We start from the raw sequence: 26,906 nt of genomic DNA, 5'->3' as shown, positions 1-26,906 counted from the left end.
TAAAACAGCCAATACACTACATACCAACTGGTCGGTTTTGGTGATTAAATGAGTAGAAAGCAAAGAGTGATTGAAGCAGCAACTCAGTTGTTTGCTGAACAAGGATTTGAGAAGACACCTATCTCTCTTATCTGTGAAGTAGCGGAAGTTTCAAAGGGTACGGTATTTCATCATTTTAAAAATAAAGATGAAATTCTAAGAGCTGTATTTATACATATAACTGAGCTTATTGAAGAAGCTGATAAGAAAGATGAACACATTGAAAGTGAAGAGCTTTTGCTACCCTCGTTGATTGAGTCCATCTTTGACGGAATGACGATTCCAGAACATAGGCAGATGTACCAGTTCAACTTTAATGTGATGGTTCACCCTGTAACACGAGCTATCGTTGCTGATTTAATCAAAGAACGATATCAGGGGTTGCAAACCACTACAGAAGAGGTGTTTCGTACTTTAGGACACGACAACCCTTCGATAATTACAAAGATGTTTATTGCTGAGATTGACGGTATAGCTATGAACTACTTATTAAATGACGACTTTCCTATTGAATCAATAAAGTTCGAGTTCATTAAAAAGTACTGTCGTTAAGCATCTAGAAATCACGTCTGACTGCGTGATTTTTTTAACAAAAACCAACATACCAACCAGTCGGTATTTGAACTAAGAGGCGGAAAAAAATGAAAACACCATATCAAATTCAATATGAGGCATTCGCTAAAGCAGGTGGTCTATACGATGAAAGACATGCAAAGTTATATGCAGAGTTTGCTGATAACCTTATTGCAGACGGTAGTTACTCGATTGTGTATGAGGGAGTAGCTCACGCCTGCTATACACCAATCACGATTGATAAGGCACCGCATCTTAAATGCTATGTACTAGCACCACTTGCAGTATTGCCTGACTACCAAGGGAAAGGCTACGCAACACGATTGATGGAAGAAGCAGAAAAGGAATTGGACGCTGACGTGATCTTTGTTATGGGTGAACCGTTCCATTATGGAAACCGCTACAACACGCCTCACAATGTGTTGCCACCAGTAAAAACTCAAGCACCTTTAGAGTGTTGGTTTGCAAGAGAACTAACACAAGGCGCACTAGATGGTATTGGCGAATCGACTTCAACTCTGAAAGGTCCTTACGCTGAACCAGTGATGTGGGGACATCCAAGTGAGCAAGTGTAATTAATATGGAACCCCCTCATACCTAAAACCTAGTGATTTAGGTATGAGGTTCAGCTCATACCGCAAGCGATCTGTATACGATTGAGTATCGCCACGATCGACTTGTAGTTATGAAATTAAAAATAAATAACAAGGTAATTTTTGAATAAAACACAATTTAGCATTGTATAAACGCGTGTTTGGCGCAGAGTTCGACAAGCACAAATTCAAACTAACCATAAGGAACAATTTTTAAATATAAGTGGAGAGATCCTTTGAACATATCGAAACAAGAACAACGTGTACTTCATACGCTGGCATTGGGCGGAGAAATTCGTTGCTACCGAAATGAGAATAAAAAATTAGTTGAGATCACTTGCTTCACCCGTGAGGGTTATGGTTTATCTAATTGCAATATGGAAGTCTTTAAAAAGCTGAAAAGTAAGAGATTGATCAGCTCAAAAGGTGGAAAGCCTTATCGAATTACGATGTTAGGAGCAACTTCTGTACAAGCTCAGATGAATCAGCGTTAATAGTTAAAGACTAACAATAGTAATTTCAAAGCATAGATGCTGAATCGATAGCAGCGATAAGAAAGTAGTAGATTTAGCATCTATATAATGATTTTGTGGCTATTCAGTGGATGGGTTAATAACATGGTTCCTAAAACACTTTGGGGCACAGGCTTTTCAGGAGAAAAGCCTGTAGCAGCTTCTATCTGTCAGCAGTCTGTTTTCTCAGACAACCTCAGAGCGTCCTCTAGCTCAACGCCAAGGTATCGAATTGTGTTATCAAGCTTCGAGTGTCCAAGTAAGAGCTGTACAGCCCTGATGTTTTTCGTTCTGGCATAGATTAAAGTGGCTTTGGTGCGACGCATGGAGTGAGTACCGTAATAGTCAGCATTCAATCCAAGCTTTACAGCCCAGCTCCTGATAATTGCTCGATAGAATGAGTAGCTGATAGGTTGCCCAGAGCGGCGGCTACTCGGAAATAGAAAACTGCTTGCCTCTAGGGATGCTGCAAAAATCCATCGGCTAATACTTTGCTGTGTTCTTGGTGTAATCTCATAGTGGACATCGGTGCCCGTTTTTTGCTGGGTGCACTGAACCCTGTCATAGATAACTCCTTGCGAAGAAACATCGTAAACGTGTAACTTTAGCAAATCACTCGCTCTTAACTTGCTATCTATAGCTAGGTTCAGTAACGCGAGCTGCATCAAATCGTTTTCAATCTCCAGCCTAGTTCTGATCCGCCAGATCTCTTCAAGCTTAAATGGCCTTTTGATGCCACTGCATTTTCCAGAAGATGACTTTCTCATGATGACCTCCTCTCAGTGTTTGTGGTCAACATGAAGTTTGGCAATCAAATTTTATAGGGGATGGGTTAGCTGAAACGCCTATGGGAAAAACGAGTTCTCACCCTTCCTAAATTAGCAATTAATGAATACCCCTTGTGTATAGAAAGCCGCTTTGCCTAGTGCTGATCGTGTAGGCTAGGTTTGTACATTACGAATCATCAGAGCCTACAGGCTCCTTGTACATGAGACGTATCTAGTTAAAACGTAACCCGATTCGCTTTTTCTGAAATTCTTTGATTTGTTGGATGGTTAAGGTTCGCTTCTGTTTGTTTTTTATTTGTATATGACATAACTCAAGCGTTAGTCCGAAAACCATAGCAAAGTACACATAGCCTTTATTGATATGAATGGCTAAACCTTCCGTAATTAGTAGTCCGCCCAATAAAACCAAAAACAGTAAAGCCAATGTTTTAAATCCAGGATAACGAGTAACTAAGTCGTTGATTTTTTCCGCCGTTAAAATCATAAAAATCGCGGATGTCAAAATAGCAGCTATCATAACTGGCACTTCAGATGTTAAACCAACGGCGGTTATGACTGAATCCATAGAAAAAACGGCATCTATCGCTACAATCTGGAGAAGCACGACGGCGAGTCCAGTCCTAGCTCGAGTCGAATATGACGATGGTGTATGTCTTAACCATGACCAAAGTTCTTTCGCACTTTTAGCCAACAAAAAAACACCACCCAATATCATAATAATATCTCGTCCGGTGAACGTTGTATGGGCGAAGCTCAGCAAAGGATTAGTCAGAGACATCACCCACGAAATAGAAAACACAAGACCTATTCGCGTTAACACCGCCAGAGCAATACCTAAATTACGTGCAACTTTGCGTTGCTGTGCTGGGAGTCGTTCACATAGAACAGAAATGAAGACGACATTATCGACACCCAAAACAATTTCAAGGATCAATAAGGTTGCAAATACAACCCAGAGTTCAGGTTGTAGAAAGAGCTCTAGCATGTGCTTATCTCCTTAATACAAGAAGACAATGAGATAAAACGGCACCTAAAGGGGTCGTCCATAGAAGTAATTTACCTCTCTGTTTAGAAATGGAATAAGACTAAGCATTCGTTTTAATAACGCTAATTTTTTAATACGCTATCTGTTTTATTGGGGAGCTCGATATTTAACATCGGATGTTTATGTGGTAATAACTGGATGTCATTAGCAAGCGTGCAAAACTGTTCAAAACTGATAGGTGCTGAATGATTGACCTTGGATGTAGGCCAATCATCGTATCTCTCTTTGCTCATCATGAAGTGATGATTGCTTGAGGTTGGGTTGATCAATCGTGAGTGACTCGACCGTGTATTTCGATTAAGAGGAAAAGCCACCGTCGATCATCAAGTCAGCACCAGTGATGTAACCCGCTTCTGAGCTAGCGACGAATGCTACTAAGCTCGCAATCTCCTCTACTTGACCATAACGACCAAGTGCACCAATAGCTTTTACAGGCTCTGAAGTATCACCATTGTCTGGGTTTAAGTCGGTATCTACCGGACCTGGTAAAATGTTGTTGACGGTAATGCCTCTAGGGCCTAAATCGCGAGAGAGACCTTTGGCCAATCCGGTTAGTGCAGACTTGCTCATTCCATAGATAGAACCGCCAGCAAAAGGAATGCGCTGAGCGTTCGTACTACTGATATTGATTATTCTGCCATTATTATTCATGTGCTTCGCGGCTTCATGAATCGCCACAAACACACTTCGTACGTTGGTATTGATGGTCTTGTCCCAATCATCCATCGTCAAATTTTCAATACTGTCCCAGATCAGCGTACCTGAATTGTTGATGACAATATCAATTTGACCAAGTTGTTCTATGGTTTCGCTGATTGCATTTCTGATATCTTCAGGTTTAGTGCTATCCGCCTTTATTGCGATGACTTTGCCACTTTGTGAAGTTAAGCTCTCCGCAAGCGCTTTAGCTTTTCCGTGGGATGACACAAATGTAAAAGCAACAGACGCTCCCTCCAATGCCAATCTTTCAACAATGGCGGCACCAATACCGCGACTGCCACCTTGGATAAAAGCGACCTTACCTTTGAATCTATTGAAGTTATTCATCATGTTTACCTTTATTGAAAAGTCGATGTAATCATCTCGTTGATGTACGCAGAATAATCGATTCACATCTGCTTATTAAGTCCATATAATGACAAACATAAAGTCCTACAGGGAATCAATTGATGTTAAAAAGCCAGTTTGTGGAAGTTCGTCACTTTGTCACCGTTGCGCAGTTGGGGAGTTTTACCCTTGCGGCCCAAGCGCTTGGGATGACCGGTTCAGCTTTAAGTAAAAGCGTTGCTCGACTAGAAAAGCAGCTAGGCACCAAACTCCTTCATCGAACAACTCGACGCATCGCGTTGACCAATGATGGGGATTCCTATTTAGCCGACTGCCTTAAAGCGATGACTATTTTAGAGGAAGCAGAGAAGCGCTTAAGCAATCAACAGTTATTGCCATCAGGGCGTGTGCGTATTGATTTACCCGCAGTTCTCGGTAGAAGAGCAATCCTACCCAAGTTGCTAGAATTAACGTCCAAGTTCGAGCAATTAGATCTATCTATTACCTTTAATGACCGTCCTACGGATTTAGTCAGTGACGGGATTGATCTTGCGATCCGCGTTGGGCACTTAGAAAACTCGGGCGATATTGTTGCACGTAAAATTGGGGAGCAAAAAAGGGTGATATGTGCCTCTCCCTCTTATTTAGCAACTCGAGGGCCGATTACCAAAAAAGAAGATCTAGCCCAACATGATTGCATCGTCGGCTGGCCTATAGGACAAAGGCATAGCTGGCTACTGAAAAATGCGAAGGGGGCAACCGAATCAGTCGATATTTCAGCACGTCATGAGATAGCCGACTGTGAAGGCATTTTACAATCGGCTTTATCTGGTGCTGGTTTAGCTCAACTACCAGTATGGTTAGTGAAGCAATACCTTGATGATGGACAATTATGCCCTGTATTAGAGAAACTCAATGGCGAAGGAGCACCCATCAGTATTGTTTGGCTAAAAACACCTTACATTCTGCCTAAAATAAGAGTCATCATAGATGAAATCATTGCATTATCGAGCCGTCATCCAGATATTTTTGAGGCTTCTTTGTAATGTTGACTAATCGAAGCATGACATTGCAGGTCATTTGGGTGTTATTGTGTTTTAGATAGTCCAACGATATTGAGGCCACTATCAAAGTTTGATGGTGGCCTCAATCATCATAAAACCTACATACTAGCTAACAATATTTACATTTGTCTTAGGTACCGCGCAGCAAGCTAGTGCCATTCCTTTCTCCTTGTCACTGTCTTCAATTCCAGGCGCATCGGGCTGGTAAACCTCTCCTGATTTCACCGTGACTTTGCAGGCGCCGCAGAAACCAGCTCTGCAGTTATTCGAAATAGAAAGCCCTGCTGCTTCAGCTTGCTCCAGAACGGTGCGCTGGTTGCTTCCCTCAAACACGACACCATCAAGGTTAATTTGAACCCTTTTCTCGTTCCCGTCCGCCACTCTTGCAACGCCAAACGTCTCTTGATGGTACTGTTCTTCAGGCAGCCCGCTGTCTATCATTAAGCGCTTTGTACTTTCCATGAAACCACTAGGACCACATACAAAAACTTGACGCTTGTGAAACTCTGAAATTTGATTTAAATGAGTACGACTAAAATGCCCCTTTTCGCCTATCCAACCAGTTGATGGCTCGCTAAGGGCTATAGTCACAGTCACATTGGCGTGTTGCTTTTCTAGCATAACGAGCTCTTCCATGAATGGAATATCTGCTTCCGTCAAACATTGATGATAAAACGCAATATCACGAGTGTCTCGTTGGTCAGTCAAGTACCGAAGTATGGATATCATGGGTGTCACACCGCTACCGGCAGAAAGCAGCAACAGCGGATCATTCGAGCCTTTAGTAATATGGAATGTGCCTTTGGGTTGATCCGCAATGATAGTATTGCCAACTTGTAAGTGGTTGAATAACCAGTTGGAGACTTCACCACCATTGACTCGCTTCACTGAAATCGACAAACGCTCTGGCCGAGAGGGGCTAGATGACAGCGTATACATTCGTTTGGTCAGTTTGCCATTGACCGTGATCTCAATAGGGAGGTGTTGTCCCGCTTTATACTCAGGCACCAAGCCATTTTTAGGCTCAAACCAAAATGTCTCGAAGTTTCTTGCGACAGGTTCTCTTTCAACGCAAATCAACTCTTGTTTTTTTGCGTCGAGATCTTCATAAAACTCCTTGGACTTATACTCAAGCACTTCGATAGCATCATTGATGGAGATAACCCCTTCGTTTTTAGCTACAAGGTTTTGCCCGAAAAATATTTTGCCTTGCTCGTTGGCTCTAAAGCGCGAAAAGGTTGTCAATGGCTCTTTACTGGCCCTAAACTCCCTATTTCCCAGATCAAGTGTCGTTAAAATGCACCGCTCACACGGCTCTACAATTTCAAATTCGACGTCACCTATCTTGATACGCTTCCATGAGTCTTCGATAAAAGGTTCGTCTGATTGCACCACGAGGTTAGTACGAAACTGTTCCATGGTGTGGACTTCGCTGCTGCGTCTATTCAGCTCCGCTAATGAGCCAGAGCTAATAAGCAAGATAGGAAAACCGTCGGCAAAGCTCACATTATGACCAAGGTTTTCTCTCATGCGGTTAGATTGCTCGCCAGTAAACAGTAACTCAACTCGCTTTCCTATCACTTGGCTAAACCAATCGTTCGCTTCATCGGTTGTTGTATAGGCGGAAAAACGGTCTCTCCAAACACTGGCATCTGTCGCCTGCATTTTAAACGTAGAATAGTGCAATTTTAGCGGCTCCATCCCAGGGTAAGAAAAAATGATACCAGTAGGCAGTAGACTGGAACTCACTTGAACCATATTGGGATACTGACGCGCCGTCACCATCGTTGGGTATTTAGCTAAGGCGGAAACCGCTTCGCCAGTCAGCGCCAGCATAAAGCGACGATCAAAAGCAAGGCCTTGCTTTTCAGTCCACGAAGAAGAGAGTGAAAGCCCGCCAATGGATTTGACTGGATAGATAGTGATTTGGGAAAGTACGGTAGGAATTACCACAATGTCACCCTTTATTATTGTGTTGATTGATTGAACCGCAAGCGATGATTTTAACGACCGAGCAAGGCTGATGGTTTATCTTGTGAGGAGGTAGGTTGCTTCGCTGAATTAAGCATGAAGCGCGTCAAAGCCAACGCATTCAATACCATTTTTTCTTAGCCAGAGAGAAAACTCATTGCTGGTTAAAATCTTCCACTCTTCAACGCGAGCATGAGCATAGCTAGAGATGTCCTCTAGCTCTTCATTAAGCGTTCTGGCAGGGTGACACATCAATTCAATCGTGCTGTTAGGCATGCTGTCTTGATAAGCCAGCAACATGGCTTTGAGGTACTCAATATTAGCGCCTTCGGCATGAAATCCCATATCAAACGCATCTGGGGTCGGGACCGATAACAATTTTTGACCTCGTATAAAGCTATCAATACGCCTGACGGGGAGGCCTATTTCATTGGCTGCTTGTGTAAAACCTATTTTAAGAGGGCGATAGGCGCCTGCAAAATGGTGGCTATCGATATGATTAATATTAAAGCCTGCGTCCATAGCGGCTTGATATTGCGCTTTTAGCTCTCTCGCCACTTCGTTAGAGGAGACATCTGATTTATTAAATAGGGTTTTTCTATCAAAAAAATGTCCATTCTCGTCGACCAGTGTTGGAACCAATGTAGGATCTGAAATGGGTTGACCAGATGTCACTGTAAAATGCAGTCCAACTTCAGAAATAAGGCCATGTTGATAGAGCTGTGACGCATGAGCGACGCCAGGTTGGTTCATCATGATGGTGGTCGATTTTACGGTTCCGGCACGAAAACAATCCGCAATCCCCAAGTTCACCGACTCCATCAGCCCAAAATCATCAGCATTTAATATAAGTTTCATCGTATCTCATCCAAGTTATATCTTATCGATTCTCGTAATAGCGCTATCAGTTCCGATGCCCGTATTGAGCTTTCCGTCATCGACAACGTTGCGCTTCTTGATTGAGTCACCATTAACGTCCTTGTAATATGACATTACACAAATTAATCTATAATGACTCACAGCTTCGGACAAACGAACAATACCTCTAAATGAATTAACTAGAGTAATGCATGGGCTCAATAACCAATCAACAACAGCAGCTTTCTCTGCTTCATACTTTTAGCGTTGCAGCGCGCCACTTGAGTTTTACCAAGGCAGCAGAAGAGCTCTTTCTGACCCAAGGTGGGGTTAGCCAGCGAATTAAAAAACTGGAAATGCAGCTTCAATTCAATCTATTCATTAGAAAAACCCGAAAGTTAGAGCTCACGCCGGAGGGACAAAGAGTTCTGAGTGTTTTGAACTCATCATTTGAGTCCATATTTTCCACCCTTTCTGACATTCAAACCGGAGAGCTGACTGGTAGCTTACATATAGCGACATCACCTTATTTCGCCTCTGCTTGGCTGATCCCGAAACTCCCTTCACTTCGTCAGCAATACCCCAATCTAAGCATCAAGCTGCAAACCAAACAAAATCAATCTGATTTTCAATTTGAGCCTTACGATGTGGCGATTTTTTATAGCCAAGGGCGGTATCCAAACCATTACAGTGAGCGACTGTTTTCAGGGAAAAGAACACCTGTGTGCAGTGTTGATTACGCCGCTGAGCATGACCTTCACAATGGGTTGAGCGCTCTATCTGACGTTAATTTTATCCATAGAGGGGATACGAGTGCGTGGCAGTATTGGTTAGATGAGATGAATGTCGGCATCGACTGCGAAAAGCGATGTGATTTCTATAGTGATAACATACTGGCGATGGAAGCAGCGGAATTATCGCTTGGTGTATTCCTCGCTCGATATGAATTTGCGCTGCCTTTAATCCAAGCGGGGAGGTTAGTCGCGCCATTTCCACATATTGAATCAGGAAAGGGCTACGATTTGGTTTGTCCTAAAGGCATGGAAACGAGAGCAAAATTTCAAGCGTTTTCTCGCTGGGTACATTCTGAACTAGACAGCGAATAATGCGTGCTCGTTGTATCGCGATATGACTGAGCACGAATCAACTCAATCGCCATTGTTCTCTGAATCTCTCCAACGCTTTAGGCTCATCACCGCTCAAATGAAAAAATACCCTAGCGTTCACTCTAGGGTATGTATTAACAACAATGATAGGCAGTCTATAGCAGCAATGAAGACCGCAATAGAAACAAAACTCAGCTCAGTTTTGTAAATTATTTTTTGTCAAAAAAGTCAGTAACAATACTTTCAACCTGGACGGGGCACTCCTCCATCAACCAGTGGCCACATGACTCCAACACATGACCTTGAACGTCGTTGGCATACTCTTTCATTTGATTAATTTGAGTTTTACCTAAACTGCCTTGACCGTTACCTGATATTGCCAAAATCGGCATTTTCAACAAGTTATTCTCTGATAGATTGTCATTTTGAATCACAGACTCTGGGAGCGCTCTGTAATATTCAAAAGCGGCATGTAACGTTTGAGGCTTTTTATAAGAGTCAGCATACATACCGAAGAGTTCTTCTGAAAATGCATTCTTGTTTTCTGCATGCTCAAGAATGAAATGTTTAAAAAACTTATCTTCATTACCGGAGATAAGTGATTCAGCTAATTCATTCTTAGCAGAGAAAAAACTAAAGTGCCACGCGGTCGACTCTCCCTGAGGTGTATAGGCTGGGAACGTATAGATGAGGTCGCTTGGTACGATGGTCTCTAATAAAGCGACCTTATCAATATCATTCTGATGCTGAGCCAGCATTGGGTAGGTCACCCAACCGCCAATGTCATGAGCGATAACATTAAATTTCTCTTCCGGACTAAAGGTTTTAGCTAAAGAATGGATATAAGGTGATACGTCTTGTCCTGTATAAGAGGAGTTGAGCGGCTCAGACAACCCCAACCCTGGCAGGTCCATGGCTACAACTTGATACTCTTCAGCTAATTTAGGCATTAATTGGTGCCACTCGTACCATGACTGAGCAAAACCATGAACCATTAATAATAAAGGTCCTTCACCTCCAACTACGTAGTGAAGCTTTACACCATTCACGTCTTTAAAGCTACTTTCAAAGCCAGAAGGGATTGGAAACTCACTGTTCGCTTGACTCTGCCCATTACCCGCAAAAGCCATTGAGGAAAGTAAAATACCCGATGTGGCTAAAAGTGTTTTCTTCCATTTTTTCATAAGGTTAAATCATCTCATAACGTGTTATACCGATATGCCCTCACATTAAATGGCATACCGAAGCAGGGCGCAAAATGTGTCATGGCATGTTCGAGTCGTCAACTAGGTGTTTTTTAGTAAATCAACGTAACGGCTAAATTGTGTGCATTCATCACACTTTCTATTTATCGAAAGAGACCAGAGAATAAATCATTTAAAAACAGACACTTGTTTTTCTTTCTTCTGAGCTTGATGTTCAATCTAACGCTGCAAAAAAACACATTAAGTCCTAGTGGGAATATGTATTAATAATTTAAGGGACTCAATTCGGCATGGGTTATCCCCTATCATGCAATCCAACTTGATAATTACATTCAAAAGATTCTCGGTATCTCTCACTGAGACTTTGAGGTTCGATGTGACGACGAATAACCCCCATTGCCACTTCTGTTGTAAGAGTGACAGCGTGGTAAAACATGGCTATGGCCCTAAAGGTCACCAAAGGTATCGCTGCCTGAGTTGCTGTCGCACGTTTCAAGTGAATTATTGTTACGAAGCCTGCAAACCAGGCATTAGGAGCAGAATTATTGAAATGACCGCACAAAATCATGGAAAGCGAGCAACCAGTCGTCACTTGCAAGTTTCGTACAACACGGTTCTAAGCGCATGTCATCGGGATAAATAAAAGCTATTCCTCCTTTGAAAATGCGAATTCCGATAATTTGCCGAATTCAATTGTATTGATAACGGCATTTTTATTGGACGAAAAACAACATTTTTGCGTCACCTATCCAAAGCATGGATTGAGTGTTCTAACAACAACCAATGTTAACGGTACATATATTCCATACGTTAATAATCATTTGAGTTGAAACAATGAAAAAACAAAGCTTGTTTATCTTTGCTCTATCTTTAGCCGTTTTTGGCGTTATCACGACAGAGCTGGGCATTATCGGTCTCCTTCCACAAGCCATGAAAGACTTTAATATTGACGTACAAGAAGCAGGCCTGTTAGTCAGTGTTTACGCTGTCGTCGTGGCGGTGAGTGGTCCATTTATTACATTATTGATGTCAGGGTGGAATAGAAAATACGTCTTAATTGGCATACTTTCCTTATTCGTACTCTCGAACCTTGTGTACGCCATAACGCAAGATTACACAACCATGATGATATTTCGAATTCTGCCAGCCTTGATGCATGCTGTATTCTTTTCCGTTGCATTAGTAGCAGCCACTTCTATGGTTCCAGTTGAAGAACAAAGCAACGCCGCAGCAAAAGTATTCGGTGGGGTAGCGGTAGGTTTGGTCTTCGGTATTCCGATTAGTGCTTTTCTAGCTGAACAGTATTCTCTCGCTTATGCCTTTTACTTTGGCTTAACTGCTTGTGCCATTGCGTTAGTGAGTGTGATGTTCTTGATGGAAAGCGCGCCTGTAAAGGAAAAAATGTCATTCGGCTCTCAAGTGACTATTTTACGTAGCAAGTCCATGTGGCTGTCTTTATCGACTGTAATATTCGTATTTGCAGCGATGTTTTCTTCGTACAGCTTTATTACTCAATACTTAAGCACAGTAACGAATATGAACGGCACGTGGATTAGTGCCATGCTGATGGTGTTCGGTGTATTTGGTATCTTTGGTAACTTCATCTTTGGCAAGCTACTTGGCAAAAACATGAAAAAGACCGTGATGCTTTACCCTGTCATACTTGGGCTTATCTTTGTTACCGTATACTTCATGGGTTTCTCATTCTCATTTATGGTAGCCATGGTCGCATTTTGGGGTGCAGTACACTCTGCTGGCTTGGTTGTGAGTCAAACATGGGTGATGGATAACGCCGGTGATGCGAAAGTTTTTGCGAATAGTCTTTACATCTCTTTTTCAAACTTTGGGATCACCATTGGCTCTATCGTAGCTGGATGGTTTATCGCTCAGTTCGGTGTAGAAAATCTATTCCTATCAAGCTTAGCATTTACGGTATTAGCGTTGATTAGTATCTTACTAAATCAGAAAAAAAGTCCCGCTCTTAAACTTTCAGAAGTGAATTAATCCGCGAAAGTGCTGGCTTTCATGAGAGAAGCATAACCACAAAGGCCAGCACTATTTCTATTACTTGCTCATTCCTGATTGGGTTAAACATGTTAGTCCAATCAGCCATTCATTTTGCATTAGATTACGTTATTCAAAGTGCATGTCGCTACTTTGAAGTGTCTATTAGTTCTAACAAAGTTTGGGGCATAGGCTCGTTACAGCTATCGAGGACGCAATGACTAAGTGTTTCTTAGAGCTGGAAAGCAACCGAGAAGGATCCCTTCCTAGTTGCCAGCACGAAAAGGGGCATTTTTGATTAAGGCTAATTTGTGCAACAGGCTGCTGCACAATTGGAGCAGTGACAGTTGTTGCTGATTTTGCAACAACTGAAGTTTCTCACCTCTCAGGCAACTATTGCACATTTTGCAACAGTTCCCGAATCCAACTGCCGAGGAATACTCGGTAGTTGATTGATTAACAATGCCCATGTTAGTCCTACTGCCAAAACGATGTGACGAGTAAGCGTTTTACGAAATAACTTGTTTCGCAATTATGCAAGAGCCTCTTGCATAATTAGGTACGAGAAATTGTCCAACAGCCTGTTGGACAAACTACCCCTATGTCGGCTTGCTACTAAAAGCACATTTCAGGACACTTTCAAGGAAAACAAAGTCCATTTTCTTCGTTTTGGTACCATAGTAAGCTTGCGATTTTCAACGCTCAATTTTAGACTATGCTTGAGAGCCTCGGGTATTCCTGCTTATTCTTTGAGTTACTATTTACTGTCTGGCCAGAAGTAATAGTTTCGATTTGAGCTTGGCATAACTGCAAAGTAGCCCACCGAGGACATCCGATAAGCTTAGGTGTCTTCCCTCCCTATTGTGGTGATAAAACACCCAGCGCTGCACACAGAATGCGTTCCCTCTTCAAATTGAATGAAAAACATTCTGTCGCTGTTATACAAAGCCACAGGTCCTGCTTGTGGCTTTGTCGTATCTGAGAGAGCGAAAAATAGCTGTACCGTTTGCCTAATAAAGCATTCCAATTCGAAATCAAAGAGTGGCTTAGTCCTGCGGTTAGAAGAGGTACTCAAACGCTGTCATTGTGCGCCATAGTTACGTTTTGTTTGTTTATTCGACTCATGTGGGTGCGTAGCGTACCTCGATTCAATCCTAGTATTCTTGAAGCTTTCGCTTGATTGCCTCGACAATGTATGACGACTTCCTCAAGCACAACGTCTCGAACAAATGGCAAAAGAGCAGACACATCCGGCGTAGCTGTCCGGCTGTCGCGAGTGTGCGAAAGAAGTGCATTGAGGTGTTCTAGAAAGAGTTTATTATCAATAGGTTTACAAGGCATGATGGTATTGCTGTGTTATGACGATGAATGCCCTAATTATACGACACAACTCTCAAAATACTTGATCAAGCTTGAGACGCAATATGGCAAAATGATGCTATCTGAATGCTCAACGTTGGGAAGAGATGGGAAAACTCAATGATGCACAATTACAGCGTCGCATCGAACATATTTTAGAGCGCCATCCTAATGCCTCGTCCTTAGTCGTGCGCCAGCGTCTAATGTCAAATCTAAAGCCATCGCACATATATCCGCACTTAGTACCCTTCTACGAGCAGTACCGCATTGATGATAGTGCCGATATTCGGCGCGAGCTAAAAAAAATGATGTCGATGCACTTAGGGCTGAGCATCATCGCGCAAACCTTGTCGACCGGTTGCTTTAACTACCGGCAAGTAGAAAAAGCCTTGTTAGAGTTGACGGCTGATTTTGACCATCTAGCACAAGCTCAGCATTGTAAAGAGTTACGCTTTGGTCATGGCGCTCCAACGGATGAGCATCACCAGTCTCAAATTGTGATGACGTTACAAAGGCTAGGTCACCGCCTACCCGACATTTGGCAAGTATTGCGGCAAGCGACCGAAAGTAACAAAATAGCCAAACCAAGATAACAAACGTTATCCCTCGAATTATCAGTAGCCTATCCCTGTTTTGGGAGGCTCGCTATAACTTCAAAGTATGACGACAACCCCCACTTGTTGGTGCTCTAGAAGCCTCTTAAACTAGCGATGCGGCTTTTTGAGCTGTGGGTTAAAGTGAGAGCATTGAGTACAGCTATAGGGACGTACAAGGATGTGAAAAGCCGCCCACAGGTTGCATTTATCCCATTTTTATTTTTCAGCAAAACACGCTAATTAGGCTTTGAATAATCAATCGTGTATCGACACGTTGGAAACGAAGTGCAGCCATAGAATGCTTTCCCCGTATTTACTCCTCGTTTCGCCACTCGTTTTACAAGGATAGACTGACAGTTTGGACACACTTTCGGTACCGGTTTCGCGTCGCTCGTTGGCTTTGGTGGTTTATTTTCAAAGCTCCGTCCATCCTCAATTATATGAACCAACTCTGAGCCGTTGACCAACCACAGGCGTTTATCTTGTGCGTAAGCAATGGCTTCCGATGTAAAGTCTCCTGACGTGACGATAATCATTTTGCTTGCGTGGTGCTCTATCATGACACCGTACATTTCTCGAAGTACTTGAATGCCAACTTTCTTAGCCTTCCAGTGTTTACATTGCACTAGGGTCAATTCACCATCTTTCGTCAACCAAATATCAATGCCGCCGTCAGGCTTTTGTGAAAAAGACTGCTTCACCGTATAGCCTTGATGCTTAAAGTACTCGCCGACATAGGATTCAAACTCTAGCCAGCTTAATTGGTGGAATGGCGTGGTTGCTTGTTTCGAGCGAATATGTGAGGTGGTCGCCCGATACCTCTGCCTTCTCTGAAATTGTTTAAAAAAAGCAATCGGCGGGGGAATGAAAAACAACAACGCAAAATACGGTGCGAACATGGAAAGATTTGGGGCGACAGCATTAAAAACAAAGTTGTTACTGCTGGCAGCAAGCTCTGGTAATACGTATGAAAGGGCGACATACACACCTATCGATAAAATCACACTTAACCACCACGGTGCATCCATCAAATGCCAGACGATGCCATCACTTTTCCTTGCCATTAACCTTTCCTTGAATATGCACTGAAATGTATTCAATCATAGTTTGGGGGGTAGGCAAATCATGATGAGCATTAATCCATAAAACAATTCGTTACAGCCTCCAATTTTTACCTCTTCTAGAGCGACTTCCTTAAAGGATCGTGTCACTCCAAATATTTTTCCGACCAACGTCACAAAACTGAACTAATAGAGGCGCCCTAAATCCGCTCATATCACTATGCAAAGTGTGAACTTTTAGATTGGGACATTCAATCTCGCTGCCTACTCAACCAAATGCACTAGTGAATGCTCAATTTTCCCGTCAAATCACCACGGTGATGAGTATCATAGAGCTTGATACAGTTCGACTATTTAGCATGTGGCGGTGAACCCTTTTCCGCTCATTTCCTCGTTGTCATGAGAGCCGAATGGTATGGTTAATGATGTAAACTTCACATTTGATGTTTCTGGATTCTCCGGTGCATTTAAAGTCGAAAGCTTCCGGGTCACGGAAACAGTCTCTTCTCCCTTTGAAATGAATCTAACGGTATTGTCCTATGACGATACCATCACGTTTGATGCCTTAAGTCGAAAAATGGGTGTTCTGAGCCTGTTTGGTCAAGGGGTGGGAACGGCTCGTCAGTTTAACGGCAGCATCTCTGAGCTCCGCTACTTAGGCTCTGGTCGCCGCTTCTCGCGCTATCATATTACCTTGGTTCCACACCTTTGGTTTCTCACTCAGCGCCAAGACTGTCGTATTTTCCAAATGCAAACCACTCCGGACATCCTTCGTCAGGTCTTTGATGATGCAGGCATGAGAGATTACCGCTTTGAGTTGTCAGCGCAATACGAAGCGAAAGAGTACGTTCTTCAATACCGTGAGAATGACCAGCACTTTGTTCAGCGATTAATGGCAGAGCACGGGCTTTGGTACTATTTCGAACATAGCGACGCTGGACATTCCATGGTCATTGTCGATAGCAATGATGCGATACCAGAGCTTATCAGTTCGCCTATCAATGCTTCTTACCTAGGACCAGTGATTTATCAAACTCAAGGTGGGGGCACGCCAGACCGAGAGCATATTTTCGACCTTGAGCAAACCCATCGAACTTGTACTGGGTTAGTGAGTTACGGCGATTACAACTATCTCACGCCAAAAATTCCGCAAGGTACAAGCGCCGATGAAGGCCCAAACTTTGATTTGCAGCGCTACGACTATCTTGGTCGTTACACAACGCCAGAATTAGGTCAGCAGCGTGCAACAGAGTGGATGTCCGAATACACGGTGGACAGTCATCAGATTGAAGCCGCGAGCGATATCATGCGTCTCACCGCAGGTTACAGCTTCGATATCAGCCAACATCCTCGTTCCAACATCAACCGTGATTATCTCATGTTGACGGTGATGCACACAGGCTTTAACCCTCGTGTACACGAAGAAGAATCGAGCGATGAGCCTACGACTTATCACAATCAGTTTGTCTGCTTACCACGAAACGTAACATTCCGAGCACCTAAAATGGCGTCACCTGTCGTTGATGGTCCTCAAACTGCCGTTGTGGTTGGTCCTGCGGGTGAAGAAATTTACACCGATGAATATGGCCGCATCAAAGTTCAGTTCCATTGGGATCGCTACGCACAAAGTGATGAACATAGTTCATGTTGGTTGCGTGTTAGTCAATCAATGGCAGCACCAAACTGGGGAGCAGTCTATCTACCTCGCATTGGACATGAAGTGATTGTGACCTTCCTAGAAGGCGACCCAGACCGCCCATTAGTGACGGGCGCGGTGTACAACGGTCTACACACGCCGCCATACCCATTACCAGAAAACAAAACGCGCACCGTTTTCAGAACCCAAAGCCATAAGGCTGAAGGTTACAACGAAATGTACTTTGAGGATGAGAGTGACCAAGAAGAGGTTCACTTCCGTGCTCAAAAAGACATGAAGACCAAAGTGCTCAATAACCGTTACCGAGATATCGGTAATGATGAAGAGTTAAAAGTCGGCAACAACCAAGAAAACAACATTTTAGGCGACCGTAAAGAAGTCATTGATGGGCATAAAACCTCCATCACTAAGCAAACCTTTATGGAGCAAGTTGATGAAGATGTTCACGTTACTTACAACGCCAACGAATCCGAGAAAATAGCTAACAACCGAGACTTGTACATCGACGAAAATCGTCAAACTTTGATTGGTAAAGACGATTCATTGGATGTAGGGCAAGACCAAAACACGGTAATCATGGCATCGCGCTCTATTGATGTGGGGGCTGACGATACACATAGCATCGGCAATAACCTCAGTGTCGAAGTCAACGGCAACACCTCTATCCGCTCTGATGGCGAAACAGCGGTGGTCTCTGCGGATGAAATCAAGCTCCTCGTTGGCGCATCCAGCTTAGTGCTAAAGAGCAGCGGCAACATCCATTTAAACGGCACCTCCATTACGATTGATGGTGCGAGTAGTGTCACCGCAACGGGTGGAAAAGTAGATATCAATCCGGGCGGCGCGGCAAACGGCAACAGCAGTGTTTCTACAAGGCGTCCTAAAGGATTATCTATAGCGAAGAAAACACCACCTGTTATGTCTCCGGCCGCTTATAAAGGGTTTGTTGAAGATGGTGGCTTAATGCAAGAACTGTGTGATTGTGGGAGCGGTAAAACATGTCAAATACACAGCTAAATCCAAACTGGCGAATTCAAGGTAATGCCCAACCGAACCTAATTACGAATCAACAAGCGTACGCGATTATCGAACCTCTTCTTTGGCCTGAATGGAAAAAGAAATTGGAGGCGCATCTTGAGTCATTCGAGGTTATCCCGTTGATGGCTGGTACTCGTCTATCACACCTCAATGAGGGGCCTGTCTTAGTTTCTATCGGATCATCAGAAGAGGCTCTTCAGGCATGCGTAGCTAAGATGAGCCAGACCCCTTGTGGTTGTTTGGTTTGGAGTTCGCCATCTTACTCTTCTTCGGAGGTCGCAACCTCATTGCGTCAGCGTCTCTTTGTATCGCGCAATCAAGGAGAAGCATTGTTTCGATTTTATGAGCCCAGAACTCTAGTACCTTTAATGGCAGCATTAAGTGATGAGGAGCGACGACAAATGTTTCCTTTACTCTCATCTCTGCATTGGCATAGCAAACAATGGCTAAGTATTAACTTATTCCACGCTAATAAGGCTACTACGTCAATTCAACCTTGGACACTCTCGCAAGAACAACTGAGCACAATGCAAAACATTGCGCAGCAATGGTAATGGACGCGTTTCATGAGTAACAAAACCTACGTAATTAAACCCGGTGACACCCTTATTGGCATCGGTATCGAGCAAAGTGTTAACTTCAACATCTTGTTAGAACTAAACCCCAAGTACCAACCAAATCCTGATTTAATCCAAGTTGGCGATACGTTAATCCTTCCTAGTCAGGAAGAGGAAGAGCCTATCCCTGTCGAGTTTCCGGTAGAGCCAATCGCCAAAATGTGTCCAAAAGAGAAAGGGACAATTGTTGCGCCGCCTTTGTGTGAACCAAAGGAAATTGAAGATATCATTTTTGCCACGGGTGAATCAGCGAACCGATTCTATTGCCTAACGAAAGAATCGGTGGAAAAGCTTGATAAGGAAATCGAAGAAACGACGAAGTTATTTCAATGCTACAGTGACCTAGTTCATCAAGCTCCAACGGGCAAAGAAACATGGGCTGAGTTGGAAAAGCATACGCAAAAGCGAGAAGCCCTATGCGCCGACCTGATATACGCAGGCATATTGCCAGATCCCAGCCGTAAGAATCCAGCAAGTGTCAAAGCAGAACAGTCTCGAAAAGAAAAGGCTGAGAGAGAAAAAGCTTTAGAAAACCAGCGAATGGCTAACGCTAAAGTAACCGAGTTGAAAAAGCGTATCCGCTACATTGAGGAATACTCAAATTGGTTTGGCTCCGAAGATTCAACCATTGAGCTAAAAGAGCGTTTGACTGCGACAGTCGTACCAAACCTTAAGAAAGAGCTTGCGACGTGGGAAAAGATGGCCAAAGTCCCACCAACCAAAGAGAGCTCTTCTGGCAAGCCTGTTGATGCTAAAAAAATGGCGGTAAAAGAGAGAGCATTGGATGGCATTGTAACAAATACTGGGGTTAGAGAGTTGTACTCGATTAATCGTGGCGTTTACACCTATGTTCGAGAAGCATTCTTTCAAGAGGAAACTACCGTTCGTAATAGTTGGCGAAACACCTCTAATACCAACAACGCAAACCGAGCATTACGTACGGGAAATATCAAAGAATTTGGTAAAGCTATCGCTGACGATATCACCAGCGACCTTGAGCAGAAAAAGCTTGCTCCTGATATTAAAGCTAACCTTGCGAAGTGGCAGGCGCCCGGTGGAAAAATTGCTGAATGGAAATCGACGGATACACTCTTACGCGACGATGAAGGCAATACAATGTTTGCGGTGAGTTCTGAGGCGCAACTTGGTCGCTGGGGAATGCAAGCGGCTGTCGATGCTGAGTTAAACCCATTTGAGAAGGATGAGCACGGTAATGCGAAAGGAAACGTAGATTTAGGTGTAGGTGCTTCTGCGGGCTTTTCTGCTTTTGAAACGGCCATTACGGCAGAAGTCTTCTTACCTAGCGATGCGGGTTATACGCCATGCCTAAATTACACCGATGCGAATGGTCAGCCAGCCTTACACTCCTTTGGCAGTTTTCGCTTTAATGCCAAAATGAAAGTGGGTTGTTTTGTGGGCGTAGTTGCTCAAGCAAAAGCAGGTATCAGTAACAGAAGACCGGAAACTGGTGATGATGTAGGGATATTGTTTGACCCTCATGTGAGCATGGGCAACGCAGGAGGCGGTCAAATAGGCATCAAGGCCAGTGTTTTTGGTGGTGGCCAGTTAAGTGGTGAGTTTGCAGGTGGTGTTCAATGGAAAGCACCAGAAAACGATAAAATCACAAACTTTAACTCTTTGGCTGAAATTCAGACCGAAGGTAATGTTTCCGTTGGTGGTGGTTATAACGCAGATTTCGAGCTTTACCTTCGTGGGGGGCAATTTTTTTTAAAACTATCTGCGAAGTTGGTTTGGGGGGCAGGCGGTGGCGGCGGTTTTGCGGTTGCTATCAATGCTCAAGAAATCTGGAATTTAGTGAAAGTAATCTGGCAAGGACTCCAGTACGTAGACTATCGACACCTAAAGAATATCAATGATGATGCTTATGAGTACTTAGTGAATGCGACTTACTTTGCGTTTGCCCTTGCTGAAGGTTTTGTCGCCCCACACGATGCATTAAAAAAGGCCATTGCTAAAGGCGGGGAAACTATAGAAAAAATTAGGGTTGCTAGGCAAGAAAGGCTTGATCTAGAAGCAGAGGCAATTACGTTAGCTGACAGAGTGTTGAACGATTCGGCACGTAGTGGAGTACCTTTTGATCAACTTCTTCCCGAAGCGATAGGCAGAATGCTAGATACATTAACTCGGACTTTCACATTCAACTGGGAAGAGAAACAAGAGGCAGCGATTTGTAAACTACTCAAGGAAAGTACCTACAGTTGGCATAAGTTTGAAGAAATTCTTGCACGAATGAATGAAAAAGGAAAAAAAGCTGCCGGTGAACGAGTTCTCTTTGAAAACATTCAACGTATTAATGCCATACTTGATGGAAAACAGCAGAATCAATTTAATCTCTGGGTAACTACCTTGGCAGAAACAAACTCATCTGTTGAAGTAGCATGTACTCCTTTTACTCCATACAGCAGCACGGATTTCGCACGTAAGAGGTCACAAGTAAACCAGCAATATGCTTCGCTAAACAACGATCATAACACTTACCCTTACGTCTAGCTGGATGACTGGCCCTCAAGGGCCAGTTTAGCTTTAATTTGTAAGCGATTGTGGCCGTTGAACAGAGCAGCGAAAACTACTTAGAGGGCTATACGTATCTGACTCTATAGCTTGTCCTTTGCGACCAAAAGTTTTGATCCCACCACCATCTCGAACAACCTTTTGAACACCATTTTCCGGTCCTTTCGGGTTGTGCTCTGGTGAGTTTAGGTAATACTCTTTTGCGTACCAATCATTGACCCACTCCCGAATACCATTACTCATCCCATATATACCCAAAGGATTTGCAGGCCATTGACCAATATACTCTTCACTACTCGCACTGCTATTCACTTCTGAAGGCAGTATATCTACATATTTACCTGAGTCTGGATCAAAATATTGTCCTTCAGCAAGAGAACGATAGCCATCATTGGTCGCATAGTAGTAATGCTGTCCACCGCTTCGTGCGGCATATTCCCACTGCCCCTCTGTGGGAAGATCAAAAGGTAAATTCGAAACTTTCCCAAGCCACTGGCAATAGTCTTTACTCTCTTGCCAAGCTTTTGTTTGAGCCGGTTTGTGGTTTTTATAATGCCATTTCATTAACTCAGAGTACTCTTCTGTGTCGCGTTGGACGATATCTTTAAGTTGTGCGTAGCCTTCCCATTTATTCGCAGCTACAGGTAATCCATTTATCTGACGCATCCATTCCATATCTAAAAAGCTGGTTTCATATTTAGAAATCGAATACGAATCTAGAGTTACTTTGTGTAAATATTGCGCTCCAGAGAGGTTGGTTGCAAAGTTAAAACACTGCACGTCAGGAGACCAATCTAAGCGGTTTTCCGTTTTCGTTGGGAAATCACAATCCATCTTGAAATCGCCCATATCGAAGCTTCCTCCTTCAACGAACACCATATCCTCGATTGCTCGAACCACCACTTCTGCCGCTTTCTGCTTTTGCTCTGGAGTTGCTTCTGGGTAGAGCTTATTGATATTCGACGTTATCGTATCTATTTGCTTTTGTGAGACGGTCTCGCTAGACACCTTAATTGCTGAACTTTCGCTGTTGCACGCAACCAATAAGGGAAGCAAGCAAGCCATACCTAACCATCTGTTTTTCATTTGGCATTCCTTTTACTTTATGTGCATATTTTACGCAAAAATAAAAGATGAGAACAGTTTCAAAGGCACTGTATGACTAGTTATAACGACTGCGTTCCTGTTTTAGGAAAGAGTCTGGTTGTTGCGAATTCTAAAGCATGCTGCCTTGTTAGGTTTTATCTCAATAGCAGACGTATCGATCCCCAAATGACCTGTGACTTTGCCTATTGTATGGATAGATGCTTAAATTGCATACAGAAACGCTTATATTGGGACGAAGAACTGCATGATTTTGTCCTATACGGGATCGGTTATTGGGAATTGAAAGTGGAAAAAGTTGAATCAGAAGATGCGCCAAAGATTGATGTGAAAGAAGTAATTGAACAACGTATACTCAGTAAAATAAAGATGGCTAACAAACGTCTTAAGCAGGCATTTAAGCAATCCTCTATGACGTACTCAAAAGTTACCGTTAGAAAAATGAAATTCCCCCGAATACTGTAAATCAAGATCATGAGAGTCTGTGTAACACTTAAGTGCTTAAATCAGGTTTAAGATACCACGCCATTGTTGCGCAATTGCGAAACAGTTTGATTCTTGAATTTCATGCCCTGAATTTAGTCAAAAGGCTGTTGAACAAATTGTTCTTATGAGATTTTACTGCGTTCTAAACACATTTTGGGGCATTTTTGATTTTGACTGATTTGTGCAACAGGCTGTTGCACAATTAGGAAACGGCTTGTTTCACTAACAAGCGAGTCTGATTTTAGCCAACAGGTTGTTGACCAAATTTTTCATCTGGAAGGTCTTGCTCATCATCGAACATTACAATGCTTCGGCGATGCTCCTTTAGAGCAGATAATGCAACTTGAAAACAACTTTCACACATATCAAGGTGGTGATTAATACCGTCCATTTTTGACCCAAATCCCCAGTTAGCAGTCAGTTCACCAACTTCTTGTAACTGAACACCATTTGAATCGACCATCACGCTAGCACCACAGATATCACAATAGCGATCGACAACGACCTCTATCGTTTTTTGCCCATAAACTTTCATTGTGAACTCCTGTCGCTGATAAGATTATTCATTACTTGAATGTTAGCCAGTACCAAATAACAACTAAGTAGTAGCTGAAAATTATAGCTGCCCTATAGGCGACTGAGCAATTAACAAGGTCACTGAATTTTTATTGTTACTCAGCGAAGTATCCTTCTTATGTAGACATGTTAAACGTATTAGCAAAACTCAGTCATGAGGCAGAGCAACAGGGAACAGACTCAATTGACGCTGGCACATAATGGGGCATAAGTGTGCCAGCAGTGATAGTTCTGGCACATCTCTGGACATTTTTGTGTTAGGGAATTTGCTAAATTAGAGCAGTGTGGATAACTTTTGGTATCGAAAAGCACACAATCGTGTCTATACAATTCTAACCAAGCCTGATGATCCATGAGGCCCGTCTGCGCCGATATAAATTCAATACAAAATTATTCTCAGATAATTAATGCACAAATATGCTCACTGTATATATTAACAAAAGGCATTTCCTACGGCCAAGGGTTAGCGGATGCTAACAAGAAAGCTCCCTCTTTGGAATTATCGTTCATTTTGTCCTTTTCAAGCTATTGAAAAATACCTTTTATGCCCATATCTTGTGTTTACTCACTGTTTAGGTGTCAATATATGGAGTTAATACTATAAATGCAGATGGCATTTATCAAGCGCTCCAGTAACATCAAATTTAAGGAAAAAAAATGAGCGACAACCTCCTTCCCTCAAATGCAGTCCGAGTCTTAAGCCTCAATGGCGGGGGCGTCCGAGGCCTGTTTACTATTAGCGTGTTAGCTGAATTAGAGCGGATCCTTGAAGAGTCTTCAAACGAGAAGACGATTAAGATTGGTGACTACTTTGATCTGATCACAGGTACATCCATTGGAGGACTTCTCGCTTTAGGATTAGCCGAGGGAAAATCTGCACGAGAGCTAAAGGATGTTTTTTATAGCAAGGGCGATAAGATATTCCCTCGGTATAAATGGTTCAATAATTCACTGAAAACAATCAAGAAAGCATTTGGTGCCACTTATAAAACGGAACCATTGAAAGAAGCCATTATTGAAATGATTGGTGAAAACACAACATTTAACGATCTTAATAGGCGAGTGATGATACCTACCGTCAACTTATCAACGGGTCGTCCTCAGTTTTTTAAGACGCCCCATAGCCCAAACTTCACTCGTGATGGGCCTTTGAAGTTAGTGGATGCTGCTCTAGCCACATCTGCTGCACCTACTTATTTCGAACCATATTTTTGCGATGACCTTAAAGCATACTTTGCTGATGGAGGATTAATAGCGAACAATCCTAGCTTTGTAGGTTTGCATGAGATTTTTGGTGATATGAAAACTGATTTTCCAGATGCTTCATACTCAGATATTCATGTTCTGAATGTTGGGACTATGGGGGAAGAGTATGCACTTAGTCCGAAGATATTGAGTGCTAAAAAGGGCTACGTAGGAATGTGGGGATTAGGAGAGCGATTAGTTCTCACCACTATGACTGCTAATCAAATTTTACATCAGTTTATGCTAGAAAGGGAGTTGAGTGTACATGGTGCCGTCGGCAACTATATTAACTTAGATAGTAGGGTCCCAAATGAAGCTGCAGGAGATATTACACTTGATAACTCTAGTATTGAAGCACTAGACAACCTAGCTTCTAGAGGCAAGCAGTTGGCAAATGAAGAGTTTGCAAAAGATAAGCGACTGAAGCTGATCTTTTCTAGACCGGCAGAGCCATTTAAATCTAAAGTGACATCTGATACCTCAAATGAAAAGGGATCTTTAGCATGAATTGGAATCTACACCACTACTACACTAATCGAAAAGATGGCTTAATGGGTAAACTTCTTCTCAGTAAAGAAGAAGATGAAAAGCTCTTGTATCTTCGTAATACTATCCGGAAGCGTATTACAAATGTCTTTGAGGAGATTGGGGCTGTCGCCAAAGATCAGGCAGCATTTAGCCAAAAAAGTGAATATCTGTACTCACGTCTACAAAACACAAAGCTTCGGTATCTTACTAATCAACAAATCACTGAAGCAAGTAGTTTGTTGAGTCAAATGGACAAAGATACTTTAAAGGAACTTTCCGCCTTGAAGCCTAGATTTTGGACTCAGGGTAGCTTCAAATACAGAACTTTAAACCGCCCTTTTCACCCAGGCCAAGAAATGGATATTGATGATGGGACCTACCTTCCAATGACTTTCTTTGAGTCAGAGCCAAAGATTGGTCACCAACTTTTAACTCTGCTAGTTGACGCGTCCCTTATGTCATTAGTTGAAGAAAATGTTGGCTGGGAGTTCGATAGCAAACGAACTTGTGCCCGTATAAAAATCCCTCAAGAACGTACACACATTGATGTTCCAATGTATGCTATCCCAAAAGAACAGTTCTTGGAAAAAGAAGCCGCTGTACTTAAGGCTTTTAATCGTCGCGGAATGTATGAGTCAGTAGGGACGGAAGCATATGGCTTTATACAAGATTCGGCAGATGATCTCGAGTATGAAAAGTTAGACTCTGAAAATGTAAACCTTGCTCTTAGAGATGGAGAACCTGGTAGCGCTAAGTGGATGAATAGCGACCCAAAGATTGTTGAAGATTGGTTTGAAGGCGAGTGTCGCCGTATAGGTAAACATTTGCGAAAAGTATGTAGGTATATGAAAGCTTGGCGTGATGCACAGTGGCAAGTAGGTGGTCCCTCATCCATCAGTTTGATGGCTGCAACGGTTGAAGTCTTGCAGCAACACTTTGTTGACGCTCAAGATATGGGAGAGACAATGAAGGTTGTTGCTGACAACTTATACCAAGAGTTTCTTAAAGGGGTTGAAAGTCCAGATAGCACTGATGAAAGACCATTGTTTCCGCCAGAAAGTCAGCATACTAATAGAGAACGGGACATTGTTGGCAAGTTGAGGTTATTACCCGAACAACTACGAGAAGCAGAAAGAGCTGAATCAAAAAGTGATGCTCTATCTAAGTTGTCTTTAGTTTTCGGAGAGCGAGTTTTTGACCCAGAACTTATTAAGCATAAGGCTGCCGCTCCTGCATTTAGTCAGGAACCAACCAAAGCAAACTCTTCTACACAAATCAGTTCTTCAATGGTGAGTGGATAAG

General features: G+C 42.9%; 24 protein-coding genes. 14 read left to right on the top strand and 10 right to left on the bottom strand.

The genetic code is table 11. The features are described 5' to 3' along the window. Positions 1 to 48: 48 nt before the first annotated feature. The 3 genes from KJB35_RS21715 (at position 49) to KJB35_RS21705 (ending at position 1,699) form a co-directional block, all read left to right on the top strand. Entirely contained in the window at positions 49 to 591 is a 543-nt protein-coding gene (locus KJB35_RS21715) for a TetR/AcrR family transcriptional regulator (RefSeq protein WP_285357474.1), read from the top strand. An 89-nt stretch (positions 592 to 680) separates the two neighbouring features. Beyond that, positions 681 to 1,187 (top strand): GNAT family N-acetyltransferase, encoded by a 507-nt coding sequence (locus tag KJB35_RS21710; protein ID WP_239449865.1) that lies wholly within the window; start codon positions 681 to 683, stop codon positions 1,185 to 1,187. A gap of 254 nt (positions 1,188 to 1,441) precedes the next feature. After that, the gene (locus KJB35_RS21705; protein WP_268672957.1) at positions 1,442 to 1,699 is read left to right on the top strand and encodes a YjhX family toxin; all 258 of its coding nucleotides are present in this window, start codon (positions 1,442 to 1,444) and stop codon (positions 1,697 to 1,699) included. A 188-nt stretch (positions 1,700 to 1,887) separates the two neighbouring features. Here KJB35_RS21705 and KJB35_RS21700 read toward each other — a convergent pair whose 3' ends face one another. The 3 genes from KJB35_RS21700 to KJB35_RS21690 form a co-directional block, all read right to left on the bottom strand. Further along, positions 1,888 to 2,484 carry a tyrosine-type recombinase/integrase gene (locus KJB35_RS21700; protein WP_285357467.1) on the bottom strand — a complete coding sequence of 199 codons (597 nt, stop codon included), beginning with the start codon at positions 2,482 to 2,484 and terminating at the stop codon, positions 1,888 to 1,890. A gap of 232 nt (positions 2,485 to 2,716) precedes the next feature. Next, complete coding sequence (locus KJB35_RS21695) at positions 2,717 to 3,490, bottom strand: TerC family protein (protein ID WP_285357464.1); 774 nt, start codon at positions 3,488 to 3,490, stop codon at positions 2,717 to 2,719. Positions 3,491 to 3,847: 357 nt separating this feature from the next. Next, a complete protein-coding gene (locus tag KJB35_RS21690) occupies positions 3,848 to 4,600 on the bottom strand; it encodes a 3-oxoacyl-ACP reductase family protein (RefSeq protein WP_238966624.1) in 753 nt (250 codons plus the stop codon). Between the two features lie 119 nt (positions 4,601 to 4,719). Between KJB35_RS21690 and KJB35_RS21685 the strand changes: the two genes are divergently transcribed. Next, on the top strand, positions 4,720 to 5,643 hold the full coding sequence (locus KJB35_RS21685; RefSeq protein WP_005378550.1) for a LysR family transcriptional regulator: 924 nt from the start codon (positions 4,720 to 4,722) through the stop codon (positions 5,641 to 5,643). Positions 5,644 to 5,766: 123 nt separating this feature from the next. On the opposite strand, the gene KJB35_RS21680 is transcribed toward KJB35_RS21685, so the two are convergent. Together KJB35_RS21680 and KJB35_RS21675 are read right to left on the bottom strand one after the other, a co-directional pair. Continuing rightward, positions 5,767 to 7,614, bottom strand: a complete 1,848-nt coding sequence (locus KJB35_RS21680; RefSeq protein ID WP_285357459.1) for a hybrid-cluster NAD(P)-dependent oxidoreductase — start codon at positions 7,612 to 7,614, stop codon at positions 5,767 to 5,769. Positions 7,615 to 7,722: 108 nt separating this feature from the next. Continuing rightward, positions 7,723 to 8,490 carry a carbohydrate deacetylase gene (locus KJB35_RS21675; RefSeq protein WP_285357457.1) on the bottom strand — a complete coding sequence of 256 codons (768 nt, stop codon included), beginning with the start codon at positions 8,488 to 8,490 and terminating at the stop codon, positions 7,723 to 7,725. Between the two features lie 212 nt (positions 8,491 to 8,702). On the opposite strand from KJB35_RS21675, the gene KJB35_RS21670 reads away from it, so the two are divergent. Continuing rightward, entirely contained in the window at positions 8,703 to 9,596 is an 894-nt protein-coding gene (locus KJB35_RS21670; protein WP_005378547.1) for a LysR substrate-binding domain-containing protein, read from the top strand. 209 nt (positions 9,597 to 9,805) lie between these two features. On the opposite strand, the gene KJB35_RS21665 is transcribed toward KJB35_RS21670, so the two are convergent. Continuing rightward, complete coding sequence (locus tag KJB35_RS21665; protein ID WP_285357455.1) at positions 9,806 to 10,780, bottom strand: alpha/beta fold hydrolase; 975 nt, start codon at positions 10,778 to 10,780, stop codon at positions 9,806 to 9,808. 328 nt (positions 10,781 to 11,108) lie between these two features. On the opposite strand from KJB35_RS21665, the gene KJB35_RS28455 reads away from it, so the two are divergent. Together KJB35_RS28455 and KJB35_RS21660 are read left to right on the top strand one after the other, a co-directional pair. Then, positions 11,109 to 11,444, top strand: coding sequence for an IS1-like element transposase (locus KJB35_RS28455; RefSeq protein WP_080992724.1), 336 nt, complete (start codon positions 11,109 to 11,111; stop codon positions 11,442 to 11,444). Positions 11,445 to 11,635: 191 nt separating this feature from the next. Beyond that, complete coding sequence (locus KJB35_RS21660) at positions 11,636 to 12,805, top strand: MFS transporter (RefSeq protein ID WP_285357453.1); 1,170 nt, start codon at positions 11,636 to 11,638, stop codon at positions 12,803 to 12,805. A gap of 1,071 nt (positions 12,806 to 13,876) precedes the next feature. On the opposite strand, the gene KJB35_RS21655 is transcribed toward KJB35_RS21660, so the two are convergent. Beyond that, positions 13,877 to 14,146: a helix-turn-helix domain-containing protein gene (locus KJB35_RS21655; RefSeq protein ID WP_085344056.1), complete on the bottom strand. Its 270-nt coding sequence runs from the start codon at positions 14,144 to 14,146 to the stop codon at positions 13,877 to 13,879. 125 nt (positions 14,147 to 14,271) lie between these two features. Here KJB35_RS21655 and KJB35_RS21650 point away from each other — a divergent pair, with 125 nt between their 5' ends. Then, positions 14,272 to 14,757: a hypothetical protein gene (locus KJB35_RS21650; protein WP_285357451.1), complete on the top strand. Its 486-nt coding sequence runs from the start codon at positions 14,272 to 14,274 to the stop codon at positions 14,755 to 14,757. 239 nt (positions 14,758 to 14,996) lie between these two features. Here KJB35_RS21650 and KJB35_RS21645 read toward each other — a convergent pair whose 3' ends face one another. Beyond that, positions 14,997 to 15,824, bottom strand: a complete 828-nt coding sequence (locus KJB35_RS21645) for a restriction endonuclease (protein WP_285357449.1) — start codon at positions 15,822 to 15,824, stop codon at positions 14,997 to 14,999. A 412-nt stretch (positions 15,825 to 16,236) separates the two neighbouring features. On the opposite strand from KJB35_RS21645, the gene tssI reads away from it, so the two are divergent. The 3 genes from tssI to KJB35_RS21630 are packed head-to-tail and all read left to right on the top strand — an operon-like array spanning position 16,237 to position 21,644. After that, positions 16,237 to 18,495, top strand: coding sequence for a type VI secretion system tip protein VgrG (gene tssI / locus KJB35_RS21640; RefSeq protein ID WP_285357446.1), 2,259 nt, complete (start codon positions 16,237 to 16,239; stop codon positions 18,493 to 18,495). Continuing rightward, entirely contained in the window at positions 18,477 to 19,070 is a 594-nt protein-coding gene (locus KJB35_RS21635; protein ID WP_065645817.1) for a DUF4123 domain-containing protein, read from the top strand. The genes tssI and KJB35_RS21635 overlap by 19 nt, the downstream gene beginning before the upstream one ends. Before the next feature lie 12 nt (positions 19,071 to 19,082). Beyond that, complete coding sequence (locus KJB35_RS21630; RefSeq protein ID WP_285357444.1) at positions 19,083 to 21,644, top strand: LysM peptidoglycan-binding domain-containing protein; 2,562 nt, start codon at positions 19,083 to 19,085, stop codon at positions 21,642 to 21,644. Positions 21,645 to 21,677: 33 nt separating this feature from the next. Here the strand turns inward: KJB35_RS21630 and KJB35_RS21625 are convergent, their stop codons facing one another. After that, a complete protein-coding gene (locus KJB35_RS21625; RefSeq protein ID WP_285357442.1) occupies positions 21,678 to 22,751 on the bottom strand; it encodes an SUMF1/EgtB/PvdO family nonheme iron enzyme in 1,074 nt (357 codons plus the stop codon). Positions 22,752 to 22,823: 72 nt separating this feature from the next. Between KJB35_RS21625 and KJB35_RS21620 the strand changes: the two genes are divergently transcribed. Beyond that, positions 22,824 to 23,234 (top strand): hypothetical protein, encoded by a 411-nt coding sequence (locus KJB35_RS21620; RefSeq protein WP_285357440.1) that lies wholly within the window; start codon positions 22,824 to 22,826, stop codon positions 23,232 to 23,234. 262 nt (positions 23,235 to 23,496) lie between these two features. On the opposite strand, the gene KJB35_RS21615 is transcribed toward KJB35_RS21620, so the two are convergent. Then, positions 23,497 to 23,790, bottom strand: coding sequence for a hypothetical protein (locus KJB35_RS21615; protein WP_054574412.1), 294 nt, complete (start codon positions 23,788 to 23,790; stop codon positions 23,497 to 23,499). A gap of 698 nt (positions 23,791 to 24,488) precedes the next feature. Between KJB35_RS21615 and KJB35_RS21610 the strand changes: the two genes are divergently transcribed. Together KJB35_RS21610 and KJB35_RS21605 are read left to right on the top strand one after the other, a co-directional pair. After that, complete coding sequence (locus KJB35_RS21610; protein WP_053307029.1) at positions 24,489 to 25,583, top strand: CBASS cGAMP-activated phospholipase; 1,095 nt, start codon at positions 24,489 to 24,491, stop codon at positions 25,581 to 25,583. Further along, positions 25,580 to 26,905: a cyclic GMP-AMP synthase DncV-like nucleotidyltransferase gene (locus KJB35_RS21605; protein ID WP_053307028.1), complete on the top strand. Its 1,326-nt coding sequence runs from the start codon at positions 25,580 to 25,582 to the stop codon at positions 26,903 to 26,905. The genes KJB35_RS21610 and KJB35_RS21605 overlap by 4 nt, the downstream gene beginning before the upstream one ends. Position 26,906: the final 1 nt, after the last annotated feature.

It is taken from the genome of Vibrio sp. D431a (assembly GCF_030248655.1).
Lineage (GTDB): Bacteria > Pseudomonadota > Gammaproteobacteria > Enterobacterales > Vibrionaceae > Vibrio > Vibrio alginolyticus.
This window is presented reverse-complemented; position numbering and strand designations above follow the sequence as displayed.

Excerpts from the sequence above, each read along its gene's own strand:
- KJB35_RS21715 (WP_285357474.1), top strand. The coding sequence starts at position 49 with ATGAGTAGAAAGCAAAGAGTGATTGAAGCAGCAACTCAGTTGTTTGCT.
- KJB35_RS21710 (WP_239449865.1), top strand. The coding sequence starts at position 681 with ATGAAAACACCATATCAAATTCAATATGAGGCATTCGCTAAAGCAGGT.
- KJB35_RS21700 (WP_285357467.1), bottom strand. The coding sequence starts at position 2,484 with ATGAGAAAGTCATCTTCTGGAAAATGCAGTGGCATCAAAAGGCCATTT.
- KJB35_RS21695 (WP_285357464.1), bottom strand. The coding sequence starts at position 3,490 with ATGCTAGAGCTCTTTCTACAACCTGAACTCTGGGTTGTATTTGCAACC.
- KJB35_RS21690 (WP_238966624.1), bottom strand. The coding sequence starts at position 4,600 with ATGATGAATAACTTCAATAGATTCAAAGGTAAGGTCGCTTTTATCCAA.
- KJB35_RS21685 (WP_005378550.1), top strand. The coding sequence starts at position 4,720 with ATGTTAAAAAGCCAGTTTGTGGAAGTTCGTCACTTTGTCACCGTTGCG.
- KJB35_RS21675 (WP_285357457.1), bottom strand. The coding sequence starts at position 8,490 with ATGAAACTTATATTAAATGCTGATGATTTTGGGCTGATGGAGTCGGTG.
- KJB35_RS21670 (WP_005378547.1), top strand. The coding sequence starts at position 8,703 with ATGGGCTCAATAACCAATCAACAACAGCAGCTTTCTCTGCTTCATACT.
- KJB35_RS21665 (WP_285357455.1), bottom strand. The coding sequence starts at position 10,780 with ATGAAAAAATGGAAGAAAACACTTTTAGCCACATCGGGTATTTTACTT.
- KJB35_RS28455 (WP_080992724.1), top strand. The coding sequence starts at position 11,109 with ATGCAATCCAACTTGATAATTACATTCAAAAGATTCTCGGTATCTCTC.
- KJB35_RS21660 (WP_285357453.1), top strand. The coding sequence starts at position 11,636 with ATGAAAAAACAAAGCTTGTTTATCTTTGCTCTATCTTTAGCCGTTTTT.
- KJB35_RS21655 (WP_085344056.1), bottom strand. The coding sequence starts at position 14,146 with ATGCCTTGTAAACCTATTGATAATAAACTCTTTCTAGAACACCTCAAT.
- KJB35_RS21650 (WP_285357451.1), top strand. The coding sequence starts at position 14,272 with ATGGGAAAACTCAATGATGCACAATTACAGCGTCGCATCGAACATATT.
- KJB35_RS21645 (WP_285357449.1), bottom strand. The coding sequence starts at position 15,824 with ATGGCAAGGAAAAGTGATGGCATCGTCTGGCATTTGATGGATGCACCG.
- tssI (WP_285357446.1), top strand. The coding sequence starts at position 16,237 with ATGGTTAATGATGTAAACTTCACATTTGATGTTTCTGGATTCTCCGGT.
- KJB35_RS21635 (WP_065645817.1), top strand. The coding sequence starts at position 18,477 with ATGTCAAATACACAGCTAAATCCAAACTGGCGAATTCAAGGTAATGCC.
- KJB35_RS21630 (WP_285357444.1), top strand. The coding sequence starts at position 19,083 with ATGAGTAACAAAACCTACGTAATTAAACCCGGTGACACCCTTATTGGC.
- KJB35_RS21625 (WP_285357442.1), bottom strand. The coding sequence starts at position 22,751 with ATGAAAAACAGATGGTTAGGTATGGCTTGCTTGCTTCCCTTATTGGTT.
- KJB35_RS21620 (WP_285357440.1), top strand. The coding sequence starts at position 22,824 with ATGACTAGTTATAACGACTGCGTTCCTGTTTTAGGAAAGAGTCTGGTT.
- KJB35_RS21615 (WP_054574412.1), bottom strand. The coding sequence starts at position 23,790 with ATGAAAGTTTATGGGCAAAAAACGATAGAGGTCGTTGTCGATCGCTAT.
- KJB35_RS21610 (WP_053307029.1), top strand. The coding sequence starts at position 24,489 with ATGAGCGACAACCTCCTTCCCTCAAATGCAGTCCGAGTCTTAAGCCTC.
- KJB35_RS21605 (WP_053307028.1), top strand. The coding sequence starts at position 25,580 with ATGAATTGGAATCTACACCACTACTACACTAATCGAAAAGATGGCTTA.